This window comes from Xinfangfangia pollutisoli (assembly GCF_020179405.1).
In the GTDB taxonomy this organism is placed as follows: domain Bacteria; phylum Pseudomonadota; class Alphaproteobacteria; order Rhodobacterales; family Rhodobacteraceae; genus Pseudogemmobacter; species Pseudogemmobacter pollutisoli.
Genome location: NZ_JAICBZ010000063.1, coordinates 1 through 23,770 on the forward strand (window position 1 = coordinate 1; position 23,770 = coordinate 23,770).

The 23,770-nt window shown below is 67.3% G+C and carries 30 protein-coding genes; 9 read left to right on the forward strand and 21 right to left on the reverse strand.

What is annotated here, in order from left to right; genetic code table 11:
* Positions 1 to 212 (forward strand): hypothetical protein (locus K1Y73_RS15955; protein WP_225029303.1); only part of this gene is annotated, 212 nt, incomplete at its 5' end.
* On the opposite strand, the gene K1Y73_RS15960 is transcribed toward K1Y73_RS15955, so the two are convergent.
* Genes K1Y73_RS15960 through K1Y73_RS15970 form a run of 3 tightly spaced genes read right to left on the reverse strand, consistent with a single transcriptional unit; the run spans position 188 to position 1,636 of the window.
* Positions 188 to 697 (reverse strand): GNAT family N-acetyltransferase, encoded by a 510-nt coding sequence (locus K1Y73_RS15960; protein WP_225029304.1) that lies wholly within the window; start codon positions 695 to 697, stop codon positions 188 to 190. The two genes, K1Y73_RS15955 and K1Y73_RS15960, sit on opposite strands and share 25 nt — an antisense overlap.
* Positions 654 to 1,184: a GreA/GreB family elongation factor gene (locus K1Y73_RS15965; RefSeq protein ID WP_225029305.1), complete on the reverse strand. Its 531-nt coding sequence runs from the start codon at positions 1,182 to 1,184 to the stop codon at positions 654 to 656. The genes K1Y73_RS15960 and K1Y73_RS15965 overlap by 44 nt, the downstream gene beginning before the upstream one ends.
* A complete protein-coding gene (locus K1Y73_RS15970; RefSeq protein ID WP_225029306.1) occupies positions 1,181 to 1,636 on the reverse strand; it encodes an NUDIX domain-containing protein in 456 nt (151 codons plus the stop codon). Before K1Y73_RS15970 ends, K1Y73_RS15965 begins: the two co-directional genes overlap by 4 nt.
* Positions 1,637 to 1,724: 88 nt before the next feature.
* Between K1Y73_RS15970 and K1Y73_RS15975 the strand changes: the two genes are divergently transcribed.
* Together K1Y73_RS15975 and K1Y73_RS15980 are read left to right on the forward strand one after the other, a co-directional pair.
* Complete coding sequence (locus K1Y73_RS15975) at positions 1,725 to 2,123, forward strand: low affinity iron permease family protein (RefSeq protein WP_225029307.1); 399 nt, start codon at positions 1,725 to 1,727, stop codon at positions 2,121 to 2,123.
* A 4-nt stretch (positions 2,124 to 2,127) separates the two neighbouring features.
* Positions 2,128 to 2,796, forward strand: coding sequence for a lipase family protein (locus K1Y73_RS15980; RefSeq protein WP_225029308.1), 669 nt, complete (start codon positions 2,128 to 2,130; stop codon positions 2,794 to 2,796).
* A gap of 85 nt (positions 2,797 to 2,881) precedes the next feature.
* Here K1Y73_RS15980 and K1Y73_RS15985 read toward each other — a convergent pair whose 3' ends face one another.
* From K1Y73_RS15985 to K1Y73_RS16000, 4 genes are all read right to left on the reverse strand, one after another.
* Positions 2,882 to 3,955 carry a 5-(carboxyamino)imidazole ribonucleotide synthase gene (locus K1Y73_RS15985; RefSeq protein WP_225029309.1) on the reverse strand — a complete coding sequence of 358 codons (1,074 nt, stop codon included), beginning with the start codon at positions 3,953 to 3,955 and terminating at the stop codon, positions 2,882 to 2,884.
* Positions 3,948 to 4,436, reverse strand: coding sequence for a 5-(carboxyamino)imidazole ribonucleotide mutase (gene purE / locus K1Y73_RS15990; protein WP_225029310.1), 489 nt, complete (start codon positions 4,434 to 4,436; stop codon positions 3,948 to 3,950). Before purE ends, K1Y73_RS15985 begins: the two co-directional genes overlap by 8 nt.
* Before the next feature lie 157 nt (positions 4,437 to 4,593).
* A complete protein-coding gene (locus tag K1Y73_RS15995) occupies positions 4,594 to 5,187 on the reverse strand; it encodes an OmpW/AlkL family protein (RefSeq protein ID WP_225029311.1) in 594 nt (197 codons plus the stop codon).
* Positions 5,188 to 5,357: 170 nt separating this feature from the next.
* On the reverse strand, positions 5,358 to 5,576 hold the full coding sequence (locus tag K1Y73_RS16000; protein WP_225029331.1) for a YdcH family protein: 219 nt from the start codon (positions 5,574 to 5,576) through the stop codon (positions 5,358 to 5,360).
* A 255-nt stretch (positions 5,577 to 5,831) separates the two neighbouring features.
* On the opposite strand from K1Y73_RS16000, the gene K1Y73_RS16005 reads away from it, so the two are divergent.
* The 3 genes from K1Y73_RS16005 to K1Y73_RS16015 all read left to right on the forward strand — a co-directional run bounded on the left by K1Y73_RS16005 (position 5,832) and on the right by K1Y73_RS16015 (position 7,133).
* On the forward strand, positions 5,832 to 6,266 hold the full coding sequence (locus tag K1Y73_RS16005; protein ID WP_225029312.1) for an Hsp20 family protein: 435 nt from the start codon (positions 5,832 to 5,834) through the stop codon (positions 6,264 to 6,266).
* A complete protein-coding gene (locus K1Y73_RS16010) occupies positions 6,263 to 6,490 on the forward strand; it encodes a DUF1150 family protein (RefSeq protein ID WP_225029313.1) in 228 nt (75 codons plus the stop codon). Before K1Y73_RS16005 ends, K1Y73_RS16010 begins: the two co-directional genes overlap by 4 nt.
* Before the next feature lie 166 nt (positions 6,491 to 6,656).
* Complete coding sequence (locus tag K1Y73_RS16015) at positions 6,657 to 7,133, forward strand: cytochrome b (protein ID WP_225029314.1); 477 nt, start codon at positions 6,657 to 6,659, stop codon at positions 7,131 to 7,133.
* Positions 7,134 to 7,248: 115 nt separating this feature from the next.
* Here the strand turns inward: K1Y73_RS16015 and K1Y73_RS16020 are convergent, their stop codons facing one another.
* Both K1Y73_RS16020 and trxB read right to left on the reverse strand, forming a co-directional pair.
* Entirely contained in the window at positions 7,249 to 9,318 is a 2,070-nt protein-coding gene (locus K1Y73_RS16020; RefSeq protein WP_225029315.1) for a bifunctional sulfate adenylyltransferase/adenylylsulfate kinase, read from the reverse strand.
* Positions 9,319 to 9,446: 128 nt separating this feature from the next.
* Positions 9,447 to 10,388: a thioredoxin-disulfide reductase gene (gene trxB / locus K1Y73_RS16025; protein ID WP_225029316.1), complete on the reverse strand. Its 942-nt coding sequence runs from the start codon at positions 10,386 to 10,388 to the stop codon at positions 9,447 to 9,449.
* Between the two features lie 185 nt (positions 10,389 to 10,573).
* On the opposite strand from trxB, the gene K1Y73_RS16030 reads away from it, so the two are divergent.
* Positions 10,574 to 11,074 carry an Lrp/AsnC family transcriptional regulator gene (locus tag K1Y73_RS16030; RefSeq protein WP_225029317.1) on the forward strand — a complete coding sequence of 167 codons (501 nt, stop codon included), beginning with the start codon at positions 10,574 to 10,576 and terminating at the stop codon, positions 11,072 to 11,074.
* A gap of 392 nt (positions 11,075 to 11,466) precedes the next feature.
* Here K1Y73_RS16030 and K1Y73_RS16035 read toward each other — a convergent pair whose 3' ends face one another.
* From K1Y73_RS16035 to lgt, 4 genes are all read right to left on the reverse strand, one after another.
* Positions 11,467 to 11,676 (reverse strand): hypothetical protein, encoded by a 210-nt coding sequence (locus tag K1Y73_RS16035; protein WP_225029318.1) that lies wholly within the window; start codon positions 11,674 to 11,676, stop codon positions 11,467 to 11,469.
* Between the two features lie 235 nt (positions 11,677 to 11,911).
* Positions 11,912 to 12,661 (reverse strand): peptidoglycan editing factor PgeF, encoded by a 750-nt coding sequence (pgeF, locus tag K1Y73_RS16040; RefSeq protein WP_225029319.1) that lies wholly within the window; start codon positions 12,659 to 12,661, stop codon positions 11,912 to 11,914.
* 5 nt (positions 12,662 to 12,666) lie between these two features.
* On the reverse strand, positions 12,667 to 13,740 hold the full coding sequence (locus tag K1Y73_RS16045) for a class I SAM-dependent methyltransferase (protein ID WP_225029332.1): 1,074 nt from the start codon (positions 13,738 to 13,740) through the stop codon (positions 12,667 to 12,669).
* Positions 13,737 to 14,624, reverse strand: a complete 888-nt coding sequence (gene lgt / locus K1Y73_RS16050) for a prolipoprotein diacylglyceryl transferase (protein ID WP_225029320.1) — start codon at positions 14,622 to 14,624, stop codon at positions 13,737 to 13,739. Before lgt ends, K1Y73_RS16045 begins: the two co-directional genes overlap by 4 nt.
* Before the next feature lie 152 nt (positions 14,625 to 14,776).
* On the opposite strand from lgt, the gene K1Y73_RS16055 reads away from it, so the two are divergent.
* Both K1Y73_RS16055 and K1Y73_RS16060 read left to right on the forward strand, forming a co-directional pair.
* Entirely contained in the window at positions 14,777 to 15,031 is a 255-nt protein-coding gene (locus K1Y73_RS16055; protein ID WP_225029321.1) for an accessory factor UbiK family protein, read from the forward strand.
* Positions 15,032 to 15,171: 140 nt separating this feature from the next.
* Positions 15,172 to 15,684 (forward strand): VOC family protein, encoded by a 513-nt coding sequence (locus tag K1Y73_RS16060; RefSeq protein ID WP_225029322.1) that lies wholly within the window; start codon positions 15,172 to 15,174, stop codon positions 15,682 to 15,684.
* 6 nt (positions 15,685 to 15,690) lie between these two features.
* Here the strand turns inward: K1Y73_RS16060 and K1Y73_RS16065 are convergent, their stop codons facing one another.
* The 8 genes from K1Y73_RS16065 to K1Y73_RS16100 form a co-directional block, all read right to left on the reverse strand.
* Positions 15,691 to 16,485 (reverse strand): TIGR02186 family protein, encoded by a 795-nt coding sequence (locus K1Y73_RS16065; protein ID WP_225029323.1) that lies wholly within the window; start codon positions 16,483 to 16,485, stop codon positions 15,691 to 15,693.
* Complete coding sequence (locus tag K1Y73_RS16070; RefSeq protein ID WP_225029324.1) at positions 16,482 to 17,402, reverse strand: sulfite exporter TauE/SafE family protein; 921 nt, start codon at positions 17,400 to 17,402, stop codon at positions 16,482 to 16,484. Before K1Y73_RS16070 ends, K1Y73_RS16065 begins: the two co-directional genes overlap by 4 nt.
* Positions 17,403 to 17,484: 82 nt before the next feature.
* On the reverse strand, positions 17,485 to 18,288 hold the full coding sequence (locus K1Y73_RS16075; protein ID WP_225029325.1) for a purine-nucleoside phosphorylase: 804 nt from the start codon (positions 18,286 to 18,288) through the stop codon (positions 17,485 to 17,487).
* 167 nt (positions 18,289 to 18,455) lie between these two features.
* Positions 18,456 to 19,424: an ABC transporter permease gene (locus tag K1Y73_RS16080; protein WP_225029326.1), complete on the reverse strand. Its 969-nt coding sequence runs from the start codon at positions 19,422 to 19,424 to the stop codon at positions 18,456 to 18,458.
* On the reverse strand, positions 19,424 to 20,530 hold the full coding sequence (locus tag K1Y73_RS16085; RefSeq protein ID WP_225029327.1) for an ABC transporter permease: 1,107 nt from the start codon (positions 20,528 to 20,530) through the stop codon (positions 19,424 to 19,426). Before K1Y73_RS16085 ends, K1Y73_RS16080 begins: the two co-directional genes overlap by 1 nt.
* Entirely contained in the window at positions 20,530 to 22,104 is a 1,575-nt protein-coding gene (locus K1Y73_RS16090) for an ABC transporter ATP-binding protein (RefSeq protein WP_225029328.1), read from the reverse strand. Before K1Y73_RS16090 ends, K1Y73_RS16085 begins: the two co-directional genes overlap by 1 nt.
* The gene (locus K1Y73_RS16095) at positions 22,104 to 23,108 is read right to left on the reverse strand and encodes a BMP family lipoprotein (RefSeq protein WP_225029329.1); all 1,005 of its coding nucleotides are present in this window, start codon (positions 23,106 to 23,108) and stop codon (positions 22,104 to 22,106) included. The genes K1Y73_RS16090 and K1Y73_RS16095 overlap by 1 nt, the downstream gene beginning before the upstream one ends.
* A gap of 170 nt (positions 23,109 to 23,278) precedes the next feature.
* Positions 23,279 to 23,692, reverse strand: a complete 414-nt coding sequence (locus tag K1Y73_RS16100; RefSeq protein ID WP_225029330.1) for a GNAT family N-acetyltransferase — start codon at positions 23,690 to 23,692, stop codon at positions 23,279 to 23,281.
* Positions 23,693 to 23,770: the final 78 nt, after the last annotated feature.

The following is a 23,770-nucleotide window of genomic DNA, read 5'->3' on the forward strand; positions in this document are numbered from 1 at the left end:
GCCCCTGCGGCGAGAAGGAGGTGAGTTGCCAGTTCTGCCCCAGGGGCCCCAAGGGATCGGGCGGGGCGCCGATGGTCGGGCCCTGCAGCAGCGCGCCGCGCCTCGCCCCGCTGGCCGAGCCGCCGGGCTGGCGCTTTGCCGCGGCCTCGGTCCTGGTGCTGGGCGGGGTGGCCTGGGCCAGCCTGGATTACAGGGCCTTGACCAGGCGGTGAGTCACATGGCCGGTCTCGGCATCGGCGCGGCTGATGCCGGTGGCCGCGAAGCCCTGCCTTTCCCAGAACGCCCGGCCGCGCGGGTTTGCCTCAAGCACGCCCAGCAGGATCCGCGGCGCGCCAGCCGCCCGGGCCAGGCCTTCGACATGGGCAAGGAATACCGCGCCATGACCCGTGCCGCGCCGGGCGGGCGCCAGCATCATCAGGCCCAGATAGGCATCCTGCGGCTCGGGAAAGCCGAAGGACAGTTCGGCCACGCCCGACAGCACCCCCTCGACGAACAGCCCCAGCCGGTGGCTGCGCGCCGGATCGCAGCCCGGCGGCCCGTCGGTGAAGAAATCGCGCGCCTTCTGCAGGTCGGGCGCGCGGCGATCGGCCAGCAGCCAGTAATCCTGCGCCAGGCCATAGAACGTGTTGACGGCGGAAAGATCGGCCGAGGGATCAAGCGGCCGGATCGTCGGGATCGGCGGAGGGATCGGGGACATGGTCAATGCTCAGGATTTCCAGTGTCAAGTTTCCGGCGGGGCGGGCCCAGGTGACCTCATCCCCGACATGGGCGCCCAGAAGCGCGCGGGCCAGCGGCGATTGCGGCGCGATGCGGCCCAAGGCCGGGTCGGCCTCGTCCTCGCCGGTGATGTCATAGATGGCTTCCTGCCCGTCTTCATCGGCCACGGTCACCCGCAGGCCGAAGGCGACTTCAGTCAACGGCAGCGCTGCCGGATCGACCGGGATCGCCGCTTTCAGCCGCGCCTCAAGCCAGCGGATATCGCGTTCGGCCGCCGCTTCGGGCAGCTTGTCCAGCCGATCTTCCCGGGCCCGCAGCGCCGCCAGATCGGCCTGGCGCGCCGCCAGCCGGGCCTGCAGATCGGCCAGCCCCCGGGGCGTCACATAATTCGGATGCGGCGACAGCGGCAGTTCCGGCAGGTCGGGCCGGTCGGCGCCGGCATCTTCGTTGACGAAAGCGCGGCTCATGCGACGATTTCCTCAAGCGGGTCATAGCGGCAACCCGTGCCCCAGGCCGCTTCCGCCAGGCTGTCGGGCTTGAAGCGGATCTTGCCGCTGGCAAGTTCCGCGCGCGAAAAGAAGCGCCGCTCGGTCACCACCGCTTCGGGATCGGTCCAGTCGGCGCGCAGCGTCCCGGCCAGGATCGTGGCGCGGAAGAACAAGTCGACCTGGTGAAAGCCGGTCTTCGGATCGTGGAATTCATTGATCAGCGCCGGCTCGCCCACGGCGACGGTCAGGCCGGTTTCCTCATGCACTTCGCGGGCCAGATTGTCGGGCAGCGATTGCCCGGCCTCGGCCCCGCCGCCCGGGGCGCACCAAAGATCGGAAATCCCGCCCGGATAGGCATTGACCAGCAAGAGCCGGTCCTGATCCAGGATCAGCGCGCGGGCGGCGAGACGGGGTTTGAAACGGGCGGCCATGCGGCAAGCGTTGAGCCAGAGGCACGGCTTTGTCCAGCCTTGTGGCCGCGGCCCGCCCCGGTCAGGATGCAGCAAACAGGAGCAGGCCATGGATTATTCAAGCGTCGCCAAAAAGGTCTCGCATTGGTGCGGGCGGCCGGGCACCTTCGTTCTGGCGCTGGGGGTGATCGTGGTCTGGGTGGTGACCGGGCCGGTCTTCGGCTTTTCCGACACCTGGCAGCTGGTGATCAACACCGGCACGACGATCGTGACCTTCCTGATGGTCTTCCTGATCCAGAACACCCAGAACCGCGACACGGCGGCGATCCAGCTGAAGCTGGACGAGTTGATCCGGGCCACGGCGGGGGCGCATAATGCGCTGCTGGATCTGGAGGAGCTGGACGAGAAAGTGCTGGATCAGTTCCGCCACCGCTATGAGGATCTGGCCAGGATCGCCCGCGACAAGCGCGCGCGCGGCGACACCGACACCGATTCGCCCGAGGCCTAGCGCGATGGCGGATGCCCCCGGTACGGTGCTGCTGATCCACGGCCTGGCGCGCACGGCGCGGTCGCTGGGCCCGATGGGTCTGGCCCTGCGCGCGGCGGGCTACCGGGTGGAGCCCCTGGCCTATCCCTCGACCAAGGCGCCGGCCGAGGCGCTGGTGGCGCAGGTCGCGCAGGCGATTGCGGCGGGTGCCACGCGGCGGCCGGCAGGGCCCTTGCATGCGGTGACCCATTCGATGGGGGCCCTGATCCTGCGCGACTGGCTGGCGCGGTCGGCGCCGGACAATTTCGGCCGCGCGGTGCTGCTGGGGCCGCCCAATCATGGCTCGGAACTGGTGGACCGGCTGGGCGGCGATCCGCGGCTGGGCCCGGCCTTCCGGCTGCTGAACGGGCCGGCGGGGCTGGATCTGGGCACCGGGCCCGGCAGCTGGCCGAACCGGCTGCCGCCGCCCGCGCATCCGATGGGGGTGATCGCCGGGACCGGCTCGGTCAGTCCGTGGTTTTCCGCGCTGCTGCCCGGGCCGGATGATGGCAAGGTCACGGTGGCCAGCACGCGGATGGAGGGCATGGCCGACCATCTGGTGCTGCCGGTCAGCCATACCTGGATGATGATGGACCCGCGGGTGATCCGGCAGGTGCTGGCCTTCCTGCGCGAAGGGCGGTTCCAGCGCGGCTAAGGGCGGCGTCTGTGGCCGGCCCCGGGGGTTTCACACCCCCGGACCCCCGTGGGATATTTTTGCAGAGAGGAAGGCTGCAAGCGCCTTAGCGGCGGGGTTGGCTGCGGTTCACATGGCCCATCTTGCGGCCGGGGCGCGGGGCGCCCTTGCCGTAGAGGTGCAGCGAGCAATCGGTCTCGCGCAGCAGCTGCGGCACGCGCAGCACGTCGTCGCCGATCAGGTTTTCCATCACCACATCGGCAAAGCGGCTGCCATCGCCCAAAGGCAGGCCCGCGACGGCGCGGATATGCTGTTCGAACTGGTCGACCGCGCAGCCCTGCTGGGTCCAATGGCCGGAATTGTGGACGCGCGGGGCGATCTCGTTGACGACCAGGCCGGCGCCGGTGACGAAGAGTTCCACCCCCATCACGCCGACATACTCCAGCGCATTGGCGATGCGGGCGGCGATGAGGACGGCGTCGGAGCGTTGCGAGGGGCTGAGCCGGGCGGGCACGGTGGTGGTGCGCAGGATGCCCTCGCGATGGACATTCTCGCCCGGGTCATAGGCCGCGACCGAGCCGTCGGCGCCGCGGGCGACGATGACCGAAACCTCATGGCTGAAGTCGATGAAGCCTTCCAGCACCGCAGGGGCGCCCTGCATGGCGGCCAGGGCGGGGGCGGCCTTCGACAGGTCCATGATCCGGGCCTGGCCCTTGCCGTCATAGCCCAGCCGCGTGGTCTTGAGGATCGCCGGATGGCCGATCTTCAGCAGCGCGCGGTCCAGATCGGCCGCGGTGGTGACGGCGGCATAGGGGGCGGTGGTCAGGCCGATGCCGGTCAGGAAATCCTTCTCGGCGATCCGGTCCTGGCTGATGGCCAGCGCGCGGCGGTTCGGCCGGATCGGACGCAGGCTTTCCAAGAGATCCAGCGCCGAGGTCGGCACGTTCTCGAATTCATAGGTGATCACATCGACCGCGGCGGCAAAGGCGCGCAGCGCCGCCTCGTCTTCATAGGGCGCGGTCGTCACCTTGGCCGCGACATGGCCGGCGGGCGGATGGGCGCCCGGCTCGTAGATATGGCAGGCATAGCCAAGCCGGCTGGCCGCGACCGACAGCATCCGGCCCAGCTGGCCGCCGCCCAGGATGCCGATCACCGATCCGGGGGCAAGGGCGTCATTCATCGCGGGGCTCCTCGGGGATCGAGGCCGACAGGGCAGCGCGCCAGGCGTCAAGCCGTTCGGCCAAAGCCGGGTCCGAGACCGCCAGGATCGCCGCCGCCATCAGCCCGGCATTGGCCGCCCCGGGCGCGCCGATCGCCATCGTGGCGACGGGAAAGCCCTTGGGCATCTGCAGGATCGAATACAGGCTGTCGACGCCCGAAAGCGCCTTGGTCAGGACCGGCACGCCGATCACCGGCACCCGGGTTTTCGAGGCCATCATGCCGGGCAGATGCGCGGCCCCGCCGGCGCCGGCGATGATCACCTTCAACCCGCGATCGACCGCGGTCTTGCCATAGGTCCACAGGCGGTCGGGGGTGCGATGGGCCGAGACGATCTTGGTCTCATAGCCGATCGCCAACTCGTCCAGGATCGCGGCGGCTTCGCGCATCGTCGCCCAATCGGACTGCGAGCCCATGATGATGCCGACAGGTGGGGGGGTCATGCGGGTCTCCGCTGCCTGCGTGTCCGTTGTGGCGCCATATACCGGCGGCGGGGCCGGGGCAAGCGGGCGGGAGGGTCAGGCGGCCGCGCGCATGGCAAAGGGGCGCAGAGATCCCGCTCTGCGCCCCTTCCAGTCGTGCAGCGAAAACCGGCCGTGATCAGAACTTCATCACATAAGACACGCCGACCACCAGCGGGTCGATCTCGACCTTGCCGATCTTGGCGCCGTCCAGCTTCACATCGCTGTCGATGTTGACATAGCGCAGATCCAGCCGCAGGGCCGAGCGGTCATTCACCGCGTAATCCATGCCCAGATGCGCGGCCAGGCCGAAGCTTTCGTCGATCTTCAATTCGCCCAGCGGCGATTTGGTCTCGAAGAACTTGGTGTAGTTCACGCCCAGACCGACGAAGGGCGTCAGCTTGCCGCCGGCCGGGAAGTGGTAATTCACCGAGACGGTCGGCGGCAGCTGCTTGGTTTCGCCGGCATAGACCCCATTCAGAGAGACCGAATGCTTGAAGGGCAGCGCGCCCAGAACCTCGATCCCCAGATTGTCGCGGATGAAATATTCGAAGGTGATCGAGGGGCGGGTATTGTCGCTGACGGTCGCATTGGCGCCGGCCAGCGTGCCGTTGTCATCCTTCGGCGAGACCATGGCGAAGCCGAAGCCCAGGGTCATCTCGCCCGCAGATTGGGCGGCGGCCGGAGCGGCAAGCGCCGCGGTGGCAAGAAGGGCGAGAAGATAGGTTTTCATGAGGTGTCCCCTTTTGGTTATGGGGGCGACCCTCTGCCGGGAAAGCCGTCGGCACGTTGACCTGAATCAAATCCGGCCGATCCGGGCCTGCGGCAGGATGTCGCGATAAGGCGCATCCAAGATGTTGAAAAGGCGCAAGGATTTCGCTTTCGGCCGATCTGGGCCGGCACTCAGGCGATGATGTCGGGGATCAGCTGATCCTCGATCTTGGTGATCGCATCCTTCAGCGACAGCTTCTGCTTCTTCAGCCGCCGCAGCGTCAACTGATCGGGCCGGCCATTGGTTTCCAGCGCATGGATTGCCTCATCCAGATCACGATGCTCACGGCGAAGCACTTCCAGCTTCACGCGCAGCATTTCTTCGAAACTCATCTCGGACGGGGCGTTCATGACGGCCTGGCCTTCATGCTTGGGCATCTTCAGCAACTCTATAGCGTGCCAAGCGATTCTTGGGAACGTGCTTCGCAGCACATCCTTGACGGCAATCGCTGGCCGCAGCCCCGGCGCCCCGCCCCGTGCCCCGTTGCCTGCCGTCTCGGGTCTTGCGGCGGCAGGCTTCGGCCCCCATATTTCCCCCATGGTCAGGGTGCCCGAAGGCGGGGTCCGGGCCTTGGAAATGTCGCTTCGATCAAGGGCAGTCCGCGGATGACGAAACTTACCTTTGGGGCCCACCCCTATCTTCTGGGCTTCGAGCAGTTGGAACGGCTGGTCGAACGCACCGCGAAATCCGGGGCCGAGGGCTATCCCCCGTTCAACATCGAGGCCGTCAGCGAGAATGCCTATCGCATCACGCTGGCCGTGGCGGGCTTTCGCGAGGAAGACCTGTCGATCACGGTCGAGGACCGCCAGCTGGTGATCCGCGGCCGCCAGGCCGAGGATGCGGGCGACCGCGTCTATCTGCATCGCGGCATCGCCGCCCGGGCCTTCCAGCGCAGCTTCGTGCTGGCCGACGGGGTCGAGGTCGGGGGGGCGGGTCTGGACCATGGGTTGCTGAACGTCGATCTGCGGCGCGTCGTTCCCGATACGGTGGTGCAGACCATCCCGATCGGGCGCGGCGCAAAGGAAGGAGGCAGGAAATGAACACGCCATTCAACGGTTTCCCCGAGGCGGCCGACCGGATCGTCTATGTCCGCCCCGTGGCGGTGGCCGATCTGCCAGACGAGATTCGCGAACAGGTGGGCGAGGTCGAGACGGTCTATTCGGTCCATGCGCCGAATGGCCAGCAGCTGGCGCTGGTGGCCGACCGCAAGCTGGCCTTCCATCTGGCGCGCAGCCACGATTACGCGCCGGTCAGCGTCCACTGACGCACGCCATCCGGCCGGCATTCTGCTGAAACCGCCCTGAAACGGCACTGGCGCTTACGCGCCGGTGCTGGACCTGCACGGCGCCTTGCGCAAGTCTGGCCGCGACGGAACCGCCGCGCGGCGGCGTTTCACCGTCACAGCCATCGTCAGTGACAGCGAGCGCAAGATGAAAACCACCACCGGATATTCCACCCTGCAGATCCTTCTGCATTGGGCCGTCGCCCTGGGTGTCGTCTTCAATTACATCGTCAGCGAGGGCATGGGCCGGGCGCTGGACCAGCAGATCCAGAGCCAGCCGGTCACGGTGTCCATCGCATCTCTGCATGTCTGGATCGGCGTGGCCGTGCTGGTTCTGGCGCTGCTGCGCATCGCGCTGCGGCTGGCGCTGGGCGGGCCGGCGGCGCAGCCGGGGCTTTTGGGCAAGGTCTCCAGCGCGACGCATGGTCTTTTGTATCTGCTGATCCTGCTGGTGCCGGCGCTGGGCGCCGTGGCCTGGTTCGGCGGGATCGACGCCGTGGCCGAGCCGCATGCGGTTCTGGCCAATCTGCTGGTGATCCTGGCCGGCCTGCATGCGCTGGCGGGGATCTATCATGGCGTGGTCCTGAAGGACGGCGTGCTGGGCCGGATGTTCCGCCCCGCCTGACCTGCGCCGCCTGAACCACCCCGCCCGGGCCGGCGCCCGCCATCGGCTGCCGCAATGAAAACGCGCCCCGCCCGGATCCGGGCGAGGCGCGCTTTTTCGGTCAGACCGGGCCCGATCAGGCCTTGATCAGCCCCATCGATTCCAGCTTCAGCAGCACTTGATGGGCGCAGGTGTCGACCTCGACCTCTTGGGTCTCAAGCCGCAGTTCGGGGGTTTCGGGGGCTTCGTAAGGGTCCGAGATCCCGGTGAATTCCTTGATCTTGCCCTCACGCGCCAGCTTGTACAGCCCCTTGCGGTCGCGCCGTTCGCATTCCTCGACCGAGGTTGCGACATGCACCTCGACGAAGGCGCCATAGGCCTCGACCATTTCGCGCACCGCACGGCGGGTGGCGGTATAGGGCGCGATCGGCGCGCAGATCGCGATGCCGCCGTTCTTGGTGATCTCGGACGCGACATAGCCGATCCGCTTGATGTTGATATCGCGATGTTCCTTCGAGAAGCCAAGCTCGCTCGACAGATGCTTGCGCACCACATCGCCATCCAGCAGCGTGACCGGACGGCCGCCCATTTCCATCAGCTTGACCATCAGCGCATTGGCGATCGTGGACTTGCCCGAGCCGGACAGGCCGGTGAAGAACACGGTGAAGCCCTGTTTCGACCGCGGCGGCGAGGTGCGGCGCAGTTCGGTCACCACTTCGGGGAACGAGAACCATTCCGGGATATCCAGCCCCTCGCGCAGACGGCGGCGCAGTTCGGTGCCCGAAATGTCCAGCACGGTGCCGCCTTCGGGCACTTCGTTCGCCGGGTAGTAGCTGGCCTTTTCCTGCACATAGACCATGTGCTTGAAGTCGACCATCTCGATGCCGATTTCCTCGGCATGCTGGGCGAACAGCTCTTGCGCGTCATAGGGGCCGTAGAAATCCTTGCCCTGGCTGTTCTTGCCCGGGCCGGCATGGTCGCGGCCGACGATGAAATGGGTGCAGCCGTGGTTCTTGCGGATGATCCCGTGCCAGACCGCCTCGCGCGGGCCGGCCATGCGCATCGCCAGGTTCAACAGCGACAGCTGGGTGGTCTGGGCCGGATACTTGTCCAGCACCGCCTCATAGCAGCGCACGCGGGTGAAATGGTCGACATCGCCCGGCTTGGTCATGCCGACGACCGGATGGATCAAGAGGTTGGCCTGCGCCTCGCGCGCGGCGCGGAAGGTCAGTTCCTGATGGGCGCGGTGCAGCGGGTTGCGGGTCTGGAAGGCCACGACCTTCTGCCAGCCCAGCTTGCGGAAATAGGCGCGCAGCTCGTTCGGCGTGTCGCGGCGGGCCTTGAAATCGTAATGCACCGGCTGCTGGATCCCGGTCACCGGGCCGCCCAGATAGATCTTGCCCGCGGTGTGATGCAGATAGTTCACCGCCGGATGGGCCAGATCGTCGGCGCCGAACACCTTCTCGGCCTCGCGCGCCTTGTTCGGCTCCCATTTGTCGGTGACGGTCATCACCGCCAGGATCACGCCCTCGGCATCGCGCAGCGCGATGTCCTGCCCGGCCGAGACGGTCTCGGCGAATTTCTCGTTCACATCCAGGGTGATCGGCATCGGGAACAGCGCGCCATCGGCCATGCGCATGTTTTCAACGACGCCGTCATAATCGGCCTCGCTCATGAAACCCTTCAGCGGGTAAAAGCCGCCATTCATCAGCAATTCCAGATCGCAGACCTGGCGCGCGGTCAGATCCCAGGAGGGCAGGTTGCCCGCCTCGGTCTTCAGCTTCTGCGCGGAATCATAGGAAACATACAGCTCCGGGATCGGAGCAAAATTCTTGTGCATGGTCTTGATCCTGTCTTTCGAGGCAAGGGAGCGGGGCGAAACGCCGGTCAGCTCGGCATGAAGGGCGTGATATTCGGCCAGCTTGCTGGCCAGGAAGCTTTCGGTCAGACGCGATTTCTCGGTCGCGCCGCGGGTGGTCAACGTATAGGCAAAGCGCTGGCGGCGGTCGGGGCCGGGGCGGGCCTCGACGCGGATCAGCCCGGCCTCGCTGGCGGCGCGCAATTGCGCGTTCAGCCGGCCCAGACTGATTCCCAACGCCTCGGCCGTGACGCGCTGCGAGGCCTCGGGCACCAGGTCAAGCTGGCGCAGCAAAAGGAAGAGTTGCTCTTCCTCGGGCAGGGCGGGCTTGGTCATCGGCAGGGGCATGCGCTTGGCTCAGGGTGCGTTCAGCGGTGAACACATCGCATATTTCGCAGCCGCAGCAAAGCCGGAAAAATGAAAAAGGCGGGCCTTCTGCCGAAAGCCCGCCCTTCTGTTGCAGCTTTGAAACGCGTTCAGCCCTGTTCGGCCAGCCAGCGTTCGGCATCCAGCGCCGCCATGCAGCCCATGCCCGCGCTGGTCACGGCCTGGCGATAGATCGGGTCGGTCAGGTCGCCCGCGGCAAAGACGCCGGGGGTCGAGGTGCGGGTGGTGCCCGGCTCGACCTTCACATAATCGCCGTGATGCATCTCAAGCTGGCCCTTGACCAGGGCCGAGGCCGGGGCATGGCCGATGGCCACGAAAAAGCCCGCGCAGGGCACATCCTGCGTGGCCCCGGTCTTGACGTTGCGCACGGTCACCGCGGTCACGCCCAGGGGCGTGTCGGTGCCCAGGACCTCGGTCACTTCGCTGTCCCAGATCACCGCGATCTTCGGGTTCTTGAACAGCCGGTCCTGCATGATCTTCTCGGCGCGGAAACTGTCGCGGCGATGCACGACGGTGACTTTCGAGGCGAAGTTGGTCAGGAACAGCGCCTCTTCCACCGCGGTATTGCCGCCGCCGATCACCACCACTTCCTTGCCGCGATAGAAGAACCCGTCGCAGGTGGCGCAGGCCGAGACGCCAAAGCCCTTGAACCGTTCTTCCGAGGGCAGACCCAGCCATTTCGCCTGTGCGCCGGTGGCCAGGATCACCGCATCGGCGGTATAGGTAGTGCCAGAGTCGCCGGTCGCGGTGAAGGGGCGCTTCGACAGGTCCAGCGCGGTGATGATGTCGCCGATGATCTCGGCGCCCATTTCCTTCGCGTGGTCCTCCATCCGCACCATCAGGTCGGGGCCCAGCACCGATTTGTCGCCGGGCCAGTTTTCCACATCGGTGGTGATGGTCAGTTGCCCGCCGGGCTGGATGCCCTGGATCAGGATCGGCTGCAGCATCGCGCGGCTGGCATAGACGGCGGCGGTATAGCCGGCGGGGCCCGAGCCGATGATCAGAACCTTGGTGTGCCGCGTCTCGGCCATGCTTGCCCCCGTTTCCCTAGATGCGGGCTCTGATATAGACAGGCCGGGCCCGGGCCGAAAGCCCCGGCGCGTTGCGTTTCGCCCAATCGGCGCGCAACCGATGCGCTTTGGCTTTGGTCCGCTTTGAAACTTTGTTGCGCGCGGCGGGGCAAATGCCTAGATAGGCGCCAGCGAAGGAGACTGACATGGCAAGCCACAAGCTTGACGACATCGACCGGCATATCCTGGCCCAGTTGCAGGCCGATGGCCGGATGACGAATGTCGAACTGGCCAGCCGCGTCGGGATCTCGGCCCCGCCCTGTCTGCGCCGGGTCAGGACGCTGGAAGAGCAGGGCTATATCACCGGCTATCATGCGGAAATCAATGCCCGCGAGCTGGGATTCGAGGTCTCGGTCTTTGCCATGGTGCGGCTGAATTCGCAGGCCGAGGCCGATCTGGCCGCCTTCGAGGATCGCTGCCGCGGCTGGCCGCTGGTCCGCGAATGCCACATGCTGAATGGCGAGATCGACTTCATCCTGAAATGCGTGGCGCCGGATCTGTCGACCTTCCAAAGCTTCCTGACCGGCGAATTGCTGAAGGCGCCGAATGTCGCGAATGTGAAGACCAGCCTGGTGATCCGCGGCGCCAAGGACGAACCGGGCGTGCCCTTCGACGTGCTGGAAGCGCGGCTGGCGCGGCTGGCCTGAGCGGCGGCCGACGCAGCGGCGCGGGGCCCCTGATCCGGCACCTGATCCCGCAAATGAAAAGCGGCCGCCAAACCCAAGGTTCGCCGGCCGCTTTGAGCCCGATACCTACCCCCCTGAGCAAAGGGTGCGGCCCGGTGCCTTGCCGGAGGCCCGCAAGCGGGGCTTATAACCAGGGCGAAGGCTTTGGTCGCAGTGGGACATCTGCTGGCTGAGAAAATGTCCGAAACGGGGCGGTATGTCAAATTTGAACTGCAGCTTTCGCGGTTGTGCAGAACAGAACTGCCGCGAAATGCCGGATTGTTGAAGGCGAACAGGGTTAATCGGGCCTCGATCAACCAGAATCGCCGCAATTGTGGCAGGTGCTGCGGGCCGGGGCGATTCGGCCCAGGCCGTTAGCGCGCGGCGATGGCGGCGATGCGCGGGCGCGGTGCCAGGGCGGGAAGCGGCGGCAGGGCCAGATCCAGCAGCAGCTGGTCTTCGTCCCGCAGCGCGGCAGGGCGGCGCGCCGTCCCGCGCATCCAGGGGAAATTCGGCAAGGGCTCGGCCGAGGCAGCGATCACCGAGCGCAGCCAGCGGCGTTCGGTCTGGATCATCTGGGTCATCTGGGTTCTCCGCTCGATTGGCCGTTCTGGCCTTTCGCTGAAGATCGCGGTCCAATGCGGCGGGCTTTGGGCCGATTGGTGAAGGAATGCGGCCATTTCCGGGCGTGGCACAATCCGGGCCATCGCGCCGGAACTGTTGCCACCTTGCGCGAAACCGGGCGATTTGCGCGGACAATCCCCGGTCTTGCCCCGGGATCGTTTCTGAAATTGCGGCGAATTGCGGCCGCGGCCGGCCTTACAGCCGGATCGAGGCGATCAGCCGCCCGTAATCCTGTTCGCCGGCATGGGTGGCGCGGCGATAGCTGAAGAACCGCTCCGAATCGCGATAGGTGCAATGGCGCGTCCATTCGGCATGGCCCACCCCGGCCAGCCGCAGCCGGTGCAGCCCATAGGCCGGCAGGTCGAACAGCAGCCGGTCGCCCTGGCCGTTGATGAAGAAGCGAGTATTGGCGCGGTCTTCATCGGCGAAGGTTTCGAAGAACTCTTGCCCGACCTCATAGGCGGGCTGGCTGATCGTCGGGCCGATCACCGCGGCAATGTCGCCGCGCCGCGCGCCCAGGGCCTCCATCGCCTCAAGCGTGGCCTCCAGCACGCCCTCGAAGGCGCCGCGCCAGCCGGCATGCGCCGCGCCGATCACCCGCGCCTTCGGATCGGCAAACAGAACCGGCTGGCAATCGGCGGTCAGCACCGCCAGCGCCAGGCCGGGCGTCGCGGTGACCAGCGCATCGGCGCGCGGCCGGTCGGTCAGGGGCGCCGAGACGCTGACCACATCGGCGGAATGAACCTGGTTCACCGTGACCAGCGCCGGCAGATCAACCCCCATCGCCTCGGCCACCCGGGCGCGGTTGATCGCCACGATCTCGGACTGGTCGGTCGATCCGGTGCCGCAGTTCAGCCCGGCGAAAATGCCGGACGAGGCGCCGCCCTTGCGGGTGAAGAACGCATGGCGGAAGGGGATGGCGTCCGAGGTGATGAGTTCGAGCATGTCTTTCAGCCGAATCCGGGCGGGGTCGGGGCGCCGGGCCGGAAGAGGGCCAGCGCCTTGAACAACTCACCCATTTCCGACGGGTGGGTCAAGCGCCGCGCGGCGGCAAGATGGTTTTCCAGCGCAGAACCCGCCAATCCCTGCGCCAGCCGCTCGGTCCGCGGGCCGATGCCAAGCCGGGTCAGCAGCGCGCCCTGGGGTGTGTAGCGGGTTTCCATGCCAGTGGCGGCCTGGGCCAGCGCCTCGAAATCGACATGCGCCGTCAGGTCGGCCAGGCCCGGCGCGGCCAGGGGATCGACGGGCCGATGCCCGGCCAGGGCCTGGAACGTGTCGCCGCGCGAATGCCAGCCGCCATAATCCAGGACCAGCGCCAGCCCGCCATGGCGCCGCAACCGCTGGCACAGCTCTGTCACGATCATCGGCGCCAGCGGGCAGATCTCGACCAGCGTGCCGGGCGCCTCATCGGCAAAGCGCGGGTCGGTCAGGATCGGGCCCTGGCCGATCGGATCCGACAGGCCAAAGGCCAGCGCGCCGCCCTGCAGCCCCACCAGCCGCTCGCGCCAGCCCTGGGCGCTGCGCTGGAACTGCCGGATCGGCAGGGCGTCGAAGAATTCATTGGCGATCAGGAACAGCGGCTGATCGGGCAGATCGGCCACCGTGTCCTGCCAGCGCAGCGCCTGGCCGGTCTGGCGGCGGACGGTTTCCAGCTGGACCGCGCGCAGCCGGGGCGAGGCTTCGACCAGCGTGATCTGGGCCGCGGCATGAAAGCCCGGGATGGCCCGGGTCGCGCGCAGAAGATCGGCCATCAGCGTGCCGCGGCCGGGGCCCAGCTCGGCCAGGGTGAAGGGCGCGGGCGCGCCCTGGTCCAGCCAGGCCTGGGCCAGCGCCAGGCCCAGAAGCTCGCCGAACATCTGGCTGATCTCGGGCGCGGTGATGAAATCGCCCTCGGCCCCGAAGGGCGGACGGGTGGTGTAATAACCATGCTCGGGATGCAGCAGGCATTCGGCCATGTAATCGGCCAGCGTCATCGGCCCGGTGGCCGCGATCCGCCGCGCGATCAGGCAGCCCAGCGGCGTCATGCCGCGGCGGGCGCCGCCGCGCGCCGGCTGCGGGCGATGAACCACAGACCCACCGCGATCATCGGCAGCGACAGGATCTGCCCCATGGTCAGCCCATAGCCGCCCAGATGGAAGGCCAGGCCCAGCGGATTGCCGTCCGAGACGAATTGCGCATCCGGCTGGCGGACGAATTCCACCGCAAAGCGCGCCAGGCCGTATCCGGTCAGGAACGTGCCCATGATCCGGCCCGGAAAGCGCAGGGCGCCGCCGCGCCAGGCCATCCACAACAGCAGCGTGCCCAGGATCAGCCCTTCCAGCAGCGCCTCGTACAGCTGGCTCGGATGGCGGGCGCAGGGCGCGGTCAGCGTGGCGCAGGCCTGCGCCGCCTGACCGGGGAAGATCACCCCCCAGGGCAGATCGGTCGGCCGGCCCCACAGCTCGGCATTGATGAAATTGGCGATCCGGCCCAGCAGCAGCCCCGCAGGCACCGCCAGCGCCAGCAGATCGCCCACCGACAGCGCCGCAATCCGCTCGCGCCGGCAGAACCACAGTCCCGCGACCACGACGCCCAGGAAGCCGCCATGGAAGGACATGCCGCCTTCCCAGACCTTCACGATATCGCCCGGATGGGCCAGATATTCGCCCGGCGCGTAGAACAGCACATAGCCCAGCCGCCCGCCAAAGATCACGCCCAGGATGATCCAGGTCAGCAGCCGTTCCACCTGCTCGGCCGTCATCGGCGGCGCGCCGGCCCAAAGCCGTGGCGTGGCGACGGCGCGGCCGATCAGCCACCAGCCCAGAAGCAGGCCGACGATATAGGCCACCGCATACCAGCGCAGCGCAAAGGTCATCCCGCCCACGGGAATGCTGAAGATCTCGGGCGAGATATCGGGGAAGGGGATCATGCCCGTCTCCTGTTCGGGGTGCTGCGGCCGGCTTTGCTTGTCGGGCGGGCAGGGGGCGAAGTCAACCGGGGCGGCGCATGCCGCAGGCGGGGCCGCAGACTTGTGATGCCGCGCGCGGGCGCGCATATAGGGGCAAAGCAAGGAGCGCGCCGATGCAGACCCGCAACAAGTTCTTCGATGACATGAGCCAGCTGATGACCAATGCGATGGGCGTGGCGCAGGGGGCGAAGACCGAGGCTGAGACCGCCTTCAAGGGCTTCATCGACCGCTGGATGGCCGATCGCGATTTCGTCAGCCGCGAGGAATTCGACGCGGTGCGCGCCATGGCGCAGAAGGCCCGCGAAGAGAACGAGGCGCTGTCGGCCCGCCTGGCCGCGCTGGAAGCCGCGCTCGCCGCCAAGGGCTAGGCGCGATCCTTCGGCGAAGGATCGCAGGCGCGACGCCGTCGGGGCGGGCCCGCGCAAAGCCTGTGCGCGGATCGCTGTTTTGCGGCGCGCCGGGCCTTCCTAGATTGGGGTCATCGCATGATTGCCTGAAAGGCCCCGCCATGACCCAGCCTGTCCAAAACGCCGCCCCCGCTTCTGCCCTGCCGGCCGAAACCCGGATCGGCCATGTCCATCTGAAAGTCGCCGATCTTGACCGCGCGATCGGCTTTTATTCCGGCATCCTCGGCTTCCAGATCACCCAGCGCTATGGCCGCCAGGCGGCCTTCCTGTCCGCTGGCGGCTATCACCACCATATCGGGCTGAACACCTGGGAGTCCAAAGACGGCACCCCGCCGCCGCCCGGCCATACCGGCCTGTATCACACCGCGATCCTTCTGCCCGACCGCCGGTCGCTGGCCCAGGCGCTGCAGCGGCTGAACGCCGCCGGCTGGCCGCTGACCGGCGCCTCGGACCATGGCGTCAGCGAGGCGCTGTATCTGGACGATCCCGATGGCAATGGGGTCGAGCTGTATTGGGACCGGCCCCAGGCCGACTGGCCGCACCAGCCCGATGGCAGCCTGGCCATGTTCACCAAACGGCTGGATCTGCAGGCGCTTCTGGCCGAGGCGGGCTAAGCCGCCTCAGGCCCGGATGAAGCGGAAGACGGCCGAGGCGGCCCAGCCGGCAAAGGCCGCCAGCACCAGCGACAGCAGCCCGTAGATCAGCGGCTGGTCCTGCGCCATGTTGAAGACCGCGCGCTCCAGCCCTTCCTTGCGCACGCCGATCAGCCGTTCCTGCTGGGCGACGACCCGGCCATCGCGCAACAGGAAGATCCGCACCTTGTAGCCGCCCTCAGTCAAGTTCGCCGGCAGCGCCACATCGGCGCGGAACAGCGTGGCATCGGTCAGCTGGACCTTGCCCTCCATCAGCCGATACCGCCCCTCCTGGCCGCGCACCCGTTCCAGCGCGGTGACGAAGGCGTCCGACCCCTCGGCTTCCGAGGCGATGCCGACCGCGCGGATCACCCGGTCGATGGTGATGCCCTGGCGCAGGTTCTCGGTATGCGACAGGATCTCGGACAGCGGCCGGGTCGTCACCACCGAATAGAACGAGGGCGCGGAATCGACCATCACCGCGGCGTGGTTGATCCAGATCCCCGCCACCCGGTCCTTGCGCCGCACCACGACGGGCGACGAGGGCCCCTCGACCGTGATGATCACATCCAGCCGGCCCTCGGGCACCGGGGTCTCGCGCTTAACGGCGCCGTAGATAAGGATTTCCGAGCCGTCGAAATTGGCGGTGATCGAGACGCGGCTCTGGCTCAGCCCGGCCACGATCTCCTCGTCGCGCGCGACGGCCTGGGCCGCGGCAGGCTGCGACAGCGGCAGAAGCGACAGCAGGGCCAGAGCCAGCGCAAGGGTCAGGCGGCGGCTCATGGCAGGGCCCCGCTGGCAACGCTGTACAATTCATCCGGCCGCAGCAGCAGATCGGCGGCGATCCGCAGGCTGACCGCCAGAACCAGAAGCGACAGCAGCACGCGCAGCTGCTCGGCCCGCAGCCGCACGCCGACCCGCGCCCCGATCTGCGCCCCGATCACGCCGCCCAGGATCAGCAGCAGCGCCAGCATCATGTCGACGGTCTGGCTGGTGACCGCATGCATGACCGTGGTGAAGGCCGAGACGAAGATGATCTGGAACAGCGAGGTGCCGACCACCACCTTGGTGGGCATGCCCAGCAGATAGATCATCGCCGGCACCATGACGAAGCCGCCGCCGACCCCCATGATCGCCGCCAGAAAGCCGGTCAGCGCGCCGACCAGCAGCGGCGGAATGACGCTGATATACAGGCCCGACGCGCGGAACTTCATCTTCAGCGGCAGGCCATGCACCCAATTATGGGTATGGCCGCGGCGGATCACCGCCCCGGGCTTGCCCGCGCGCAACAGCGCCCGCAGGCTTTCCTGCAGCATCATCGCGCCGATGAGGCCCAGGAACAGCACATAGCTCAGCTGTACGAACAGATCGACCTGGCCCAGCCGCTTCATCAGCGCAAAGACCCAGATCCCCGCGCCCGAGCCGATCATGCCGCCCACCAGCAGCACCGTGCCCATGCGGAAATCCACCGCCTTGCGCTTGATCTGCGCCAGAACCCCCGACACCGACGAGGCGACAACCTGATTGGCGCCCGTGGCCACCGCCACCGCCGGCGGCACGCCGATGAAGAACAGCAAAGGCGTGATCAGAAAGCCGCCGCCGACACCGAACATGCCCGACAGAAAGCCCACGACGCCGCCGATCCCCAGAAGCAGGAAGGCGTCGACCGAGACCTCGGCAATGGGGAGGTAAAGCTGCATGGGGGGCCGGGCCCGGAGAAGTGAGAGATCGTCTGCCCAAAGGCTTGCGCGGCCCGGGCGGCGAAGTCAAATCACCAAGCGCTCATCGGAGCCCGCGCAGGAAATGCCGCAGGATGCGTTCCAGTTTTGCCGCACCCAAAGGCGCCATGGCCTTGGTATGCTCATGGCTGATCTGCTCGTCGCTCATCCCCGCGGCCATGTTGGTGATGGTCGAGATCGCGGCCACCTCCAGCCCCAGGAAGCGCGCCAGGATCACTTCGGGCACGGTCGACATGCCGACGGCATCGCCGCCCAGCCCCTTCAGCATGCGGATCTCGGCCTTGGTCTCGAACGAGGGGCCGGAATACCAGCAATAGACGCCCTCGGGCAGGGGCAGCCCCTCGGCCGCGGCGGCCGCCTGCAGGGCGGCGCGCAGGCGGGGGGAATGCGCCTCGGTCATCGGCACGAAACGGGCATCGGTCTTCTCGCCGATCAGCGGGTTCAGGCCGGAATAGTTGATGTGATCGCTCAGAAGCATCAGATCGCCCGGCGCGATGTCGGGCCGCATGGATCCGGCGGCATTGGTCAGGATCAGCTCGCGCGCCCCAAGCGCCTTCAGCACTTCCAGCGCCGGCCGCATCGCCGCCGGATTGCCGTTTTCATAATAATGCTCGCGCGCGCCGAACACCGCGACGCGCACGCCTTCCAAGGTGCCGACATGCAGATGCGGATTATGGCCCGAGACGCCGACATGCGGAAAGCCCGGCAGATCGGCATAGGGGATCGCCGGCCCCTCGACCGCCTGCGCCAGATGGCCCAGGCCCGAGCCCAGGATCAGCCCCAGACGCACGGGTGCTGCACCCGCGCGGTCGCGGATCAGGGCGGCGGTAGAGACGGGATCGAACATGGACAGGTCTTTCGCTTCTGGCCGGCCCCGGGGGCGCTTCGCCCCCCGGACCCCCCGAGGATATTTATGCAGAGAGGAAAAGCTGCCTTCCTCTCTGTCGAAATATCCCACGGGGGTCCGGGGGTGTGAAACCCCCGGGCGGCTGGGGTTCGGGCGCAGCGCCGGGATCAGCGCTCTTTCACATAGGGCTCGCCCCCGGCGCGGGGCGGAATGGCTTTGCCCACGAAGCCTGCAAGGACGAAGACGGTCAGCATATAGGGCAGCGCGTCCAGGAAGGGCACCGGCACCTTCACCCGCACCATCCATTCCACCACATCCGGGCGCAGCGCCAGCGCCTGGAAGAAGCCGAACAACAGGCAGGCCCACATCGCGGCGATCGGGCGCCATTTGGCGAAGATCAGCGCCGCCAGCGCGATATAGCCGCGCCCCGCCGTCATCTCCTTGCCGAAGCCCGCCTGCAGCGCGGTCGCCATATAGGCGCCGGCCAGGCCGCAGAGAACGCCGGTGATCAAGAGCGCCGTAAAGCGCAGCCGGGTGACCGAGATCCCTGCCGTGTCGACCGCCGCGGGGTTTTCGCCCACCGCCCGCAGCCGCAGGCCAAAGCGGGTGCGGTACAGCGCCCACCAGGTCAGCGCCACGGAGGCGAAGGCCAGATAGACCAGGATCGCATGGCCCGAGATCACCTCGGCATAGAAGGGGCCGATCAGCGGGATCTGCCGCGCCTCTTCGGCGAAAGGCAGCGTGATCGGGTTGAACCGCGCCTCGCCCGAAATGGGCGGCGTGCGGCCGCCCTGCTGGAATAGCCGCTGCGCCACCAGCACCGTCAGGCCCGAGGCCAGGAAGTTCAGCGCCACGCCGGAAATCAGCTGATTGCCGCGGAAGGTGATCGAGGTCACGCCATGGATCAGCGCAAAGACCAGCGCGCCGCCGATCCCGGCCAGCAGCCCCAGCCAGGCCGAGCCCGACAGCGCCGCCACCGCCCCCGCGCACATGGCCGCGATCAGCATCTTGCCTTCCAGCCCGATGTCGAACACGCCCGAGCGTTCCGAATAAAGCCCGGCCAGGCAGGCGAACAGCAAGGGCGTCGCAAAGCGCACCGCCGTGTCGAGGATCTGCAGAAGCGTGTTGTAATCCATCACGCGGCCCCCTGTGCCCTGGCCGGATTGCGGAACAGCCCGAAGATCCGCGTCAGCATCATGCGCACCATCATGTCCAGGGCGCCGGTGAACAGGATCACCAGCCCCTGCACCACGATCCGCATCTCGATCGGGATCTTGGTCCACAGCCCCAGTTCGGCCCCGCCCTGGAACAGGAAGCCGAACAGCAGCGCCGCCAGAACCACGCCGATCGGATGGTTGCGCCCCATCAGCGCCACGGCGATGCCGATGAAGCCCGCGCCCGAGGCGGAATTGCCGACCAGCTTCTCGGCCTCGCCCATCACATTGTTGACCGCCATCAGCCCGGCCAGCGCGCCCGACAGAAGAAGCGCGATCATGGTGATGCGGGTGGCGTCGATCCCGGCATATTTCGCCGCCGGCTGCGATTTGCCGAAGGCGCGGATCGCATAGCCAAGCCGGGTGCGCCACAACAGCGCCCAGACCGCGACGGCAGCGGCCAGGGCGATGAACAGGGTCACATTGGCCCGCACCTCCTGGGTGAACAGCAGGTCCAGCCCCGGCAGCTCATTCAGCTTGGGCAGATTGGTGACCGAGGGGAAGCGCGCGGTGGCCGGGTCCTGCTCGCCCTTGGGGCGCAGCACATCGACCAGCATGTAGATCAGCAGGCTTGAGGCGATGTAATTGAACATGATCGTGGTGATCACGATATGGCTGCCGCGTTTGGCCTGCAGCCAGGCGGGAATGGCGATCCAGGCGGCCCCGAAGGCCGCGCCGCCCAGCGCCGCGCCCAGAAGCGCCAGCGACCAATGCGGCCAGGGAATGAACAGGCAGCACAGCGCCACGCCCAGGCCCCCCATCTGCGCCTGTCCCTCGCCGCCGATGTTGAACAGCCCGGCATGGAAGGCCACCGTCACCGCAAGCCCGGTGAAGATGAAACTGGTGGTGTAATACAGCGTATAGCCCCAGCCATAGGCCGACATCAGGCTGCCCTCGACCATGACGGTCAGCGCCTCCCAGGGGTCCTGGCCGATGGCCAGGATCACCACGGCCGAGACGGCGGCGGCCAGCACCAGCGACAGGAAGGGCACAAGAACGATATCGGCCCATTTCGGCAGGCGGTCCATCAGGCGGCTTCCCCTTTTGCGGTCATGCCGGCCATCATCAGGCCCAGCTCGCGTTCGTCGGTGGTGGCGGGGTCGCGCGTGCCCATGATCCGGCCGTCGAACATCACCGCGATGCGGTCGGACAGGCTCATGATCTCGTCCAGTTCCACCGAGACCAGCAGAATCGCGGCGCCGGCATCACGCAGCGCGATCAACTGGTTGTGGATGAATTCGATCGCGCCGATATCGACGCCGCGGGTTGGCTGGCCCACCAGCAGAAGCTTCGGGTTCTGTTCGAATTCCCGCGCGACGACCAGTTTCTGCTGGTTGCCGCCAGAGAAGTTCTTCGCCGCCAGCCAGGGATCGGGCGGGCGCACATCGAAGGTTTCCATCTTGCGCGCCGTATCGGCCCGCAGCGCCTCATTCGACAGGAACAGCGCATTGGCCTGGTATTTCGGATCGTCGGCATAGCCGAAGGCCACGTTTTCCCAGGCGGTGAAATCCAGGATCAGCCCGTAATGCTGGCGGTCCTCGGGCACATGGGCGATGCCCGCGTGCCGGCGGCTTTGGCCATCGGCGCCGCGGCCCGACAAGGGCAGGGGCGCGCCGTTCAGCAGGGCCGTGCCGGTGGCCTTCATCATCCCGCCCAGGGCGGCCAGCAGTTCCGACTGGCCATTGCCGGCCACGCCCGCGATGCCCAGGATCTCGCCCGCGCGGATCTGCAGGCTGACGCCTTTCAGCCGTTCCACGCCATGTTCGTCCTTGACCCGCAGATCCTGCAGATCCAGCACCACCTCGCCCGGCCGGGCGGGGGGCTTTTCGACTTCAAGCAGCACCTTGCGCCCGACCATCAGCTCGGCCAGCGCCTCGGGGCCGGTCTCGGCGGTCTTCACCGTCGCCACCATCGTGCCGCGGCGCATCACGCTGACATGGTCGGTCGCCTCCATGATCTCGCGCAGCTTGTGGGTGATCAGGATGATCGTCTTGCCCTGCGCCTTCAGCCCGTGAAGGATGCGGAACAGATGGTCGGCCTCGGCCGGCGTCAAGACACCCGTGGGCTCGTCCAGGATCAGGATATCGGCCTGCCGGTACAGCGCCTTCAGGATTTCCACCCGCTGCTGATGGCCGACCGACAGGTCTTCGATCAGCGCGTCCGGGTCGACATCCAGCTCATATTCGCGCGACAGGCGCTGCAACTCGGCCCGCGCCTTGCGCAAGGACGGCCCCAGAAGCGCGCCGTCTTCGGCGCCGAGAACCACATTCTCCAGCACCGAGAAATTCTGCACCAGCTTGAAATGCTGGAAGACCATGCCGATTCCGGCGCGGATCGCGGCCTGGCTGTCGGGAATGGCGGTCAGCTGGCCATTGATCAGGATCTGGCCGGCATCGGCCTTGTAGAAGCCGTAAAGGATCGACATCAGCGTGGATTTCCCCGCGCCGTTTTCGCCGATGATCCCGTGGATCGTGCCTTTCGGCACCGCGAAGTTGATGTCCTTGTTCGCCTGGACCGGGCCGAAGGCCTTCGAGATGCCTTTCAGCTCGATAGCGAAGGGGGCGGCCGCAGCGGGCCGCCCCTCAACCAGATCGGCTGCCATCAGAATTGATAGACAGGGCAGGTGTCGTCGGTGCGATAGTCATGCACCTTGATGTCGCCGGAAATGATCTTCGCCGCGGCTTCGTCGACGGCGGCCTTCATCTCGGGCGTCACCAGGCTGGCATTGTTGTCATCCAGCGCATAGCCCACGCCTTCTTCCTTCAGACCCAGGGTCTGCGGCGTGGTGTCCAGCGCGTCGCCCGCCTTGAAGGAATTGTACACGGCCACATCGACCCGCTTCATCATCGAGGTCAGGACCGAGCCGGGGTGCAGGTGGTTCTGGTTCGAATCGACGCCGATCGACAGAAGGCCCTCATCGGCGGCGGCCTGCAGAACGCCGATCCCGGTGCCGCCGGCCGCCGCATAGATCACGTCGGCGCCTTGCGCCTTTTCGCCCTTGGCCAGTTCCGCGCCCTTCACCGGGTCGTTCCAGGCCGCCGGCGTGGTGCCGGTCATGGTCGAGACGAATTTGATATCCGGGTTCACCGCCTTGGCGCCCTGGGCATAGCCGCAGGCGAAGTTGCGGATCAGCGGAATGTCCATGCCGCCGATGAAGCCCACCGTCCCGGTCTTCGAGGCCATGGCGGCCATCATGCCGACCAGATAGCTGCCCTCATGTTCGGAAAAGCCGATCGACAGCACATTCGGATTGGTGGCCGGATCGACCCAGCCGTCGATGGTGACGAATTTCGTGTTCGGGAAGTCGGGGGCGACTTTGGCGATCGGGTCCGACATGGCAAAGCCCGTGGTCACGATCGGGTTCGAGCCGGCCTCGGCCAGGCGGCGCAGCGCCTGTTCGCGCTGGGCTTCATCCGACATTTCCAGCTCTTTATAGGTGCCGCCGGTTTCCTTCGCCCATTTCTCGGCGCCATTGAAGGCGGCCTCGTTGAAGGATTTGTCGAACTTGCCGCCAAGGTCGTAGATGACCGCGGGCTCGGCCAGGGCGGCGCCGGCCATCAGCGCCAGTGCTGCAGAGGCGCCCGCAAGCGATTTCATCAGGGTCATCGGTTTTCTCCCGGTTGAACAAACGATTGCGGCCCTGTCCGCCAGAGGGGTCCGGTCGCGGGCCTGCCTGTTTGCGATTACGCGACAAGGGGGTGCGGGGGTCAAGACGGATTCGCTTGGACGGGGTGCGGATTCCTGACTCGCTGGTCAGGAAACCGCCGAGCGCCGCCTTACAGCGCGCGCGCCATCACCAGGGCGTCGATGCGCCCGCCCTCGGGCGTGGCGTAATAGGCCCGGCGCAGCCCGGCGCGGGCGAAGCCCTGCGATTCGTACAGCGCGATGGCGGCGGCATTGTCGGCCGCGACTTCCAGAAAGGCGCGCTCGGCCCCGCGCAGCCTGGCCTGATACAGAAAGCGGCCCATCAGCCGTGCCCCAAGGCCCAGGCGGCGCGATTGCGGGGCGACGGCCAGGGTCAGCACTTCCGCCTCGCCGGCCACGGCCCGGCCGGTCAGGAAACCGGCATCGGCCTCGACCAGGGTGAAGGCCAGCGGATCGGCGTCGACCCCGGCGAAATCGCCCGCCGACCAGGGCGGCGGGCTGCGAAAGCACAGCGCATGCAGCGCGGCGCGCTGGTCGGGGGTCATGGCAGGGCCGGATCGGGCAGCAGGACGGGGGGCGGGTCGGAAGGCGGGGCCGCATCGGCGCCGCGCAGGTAGAAGGGC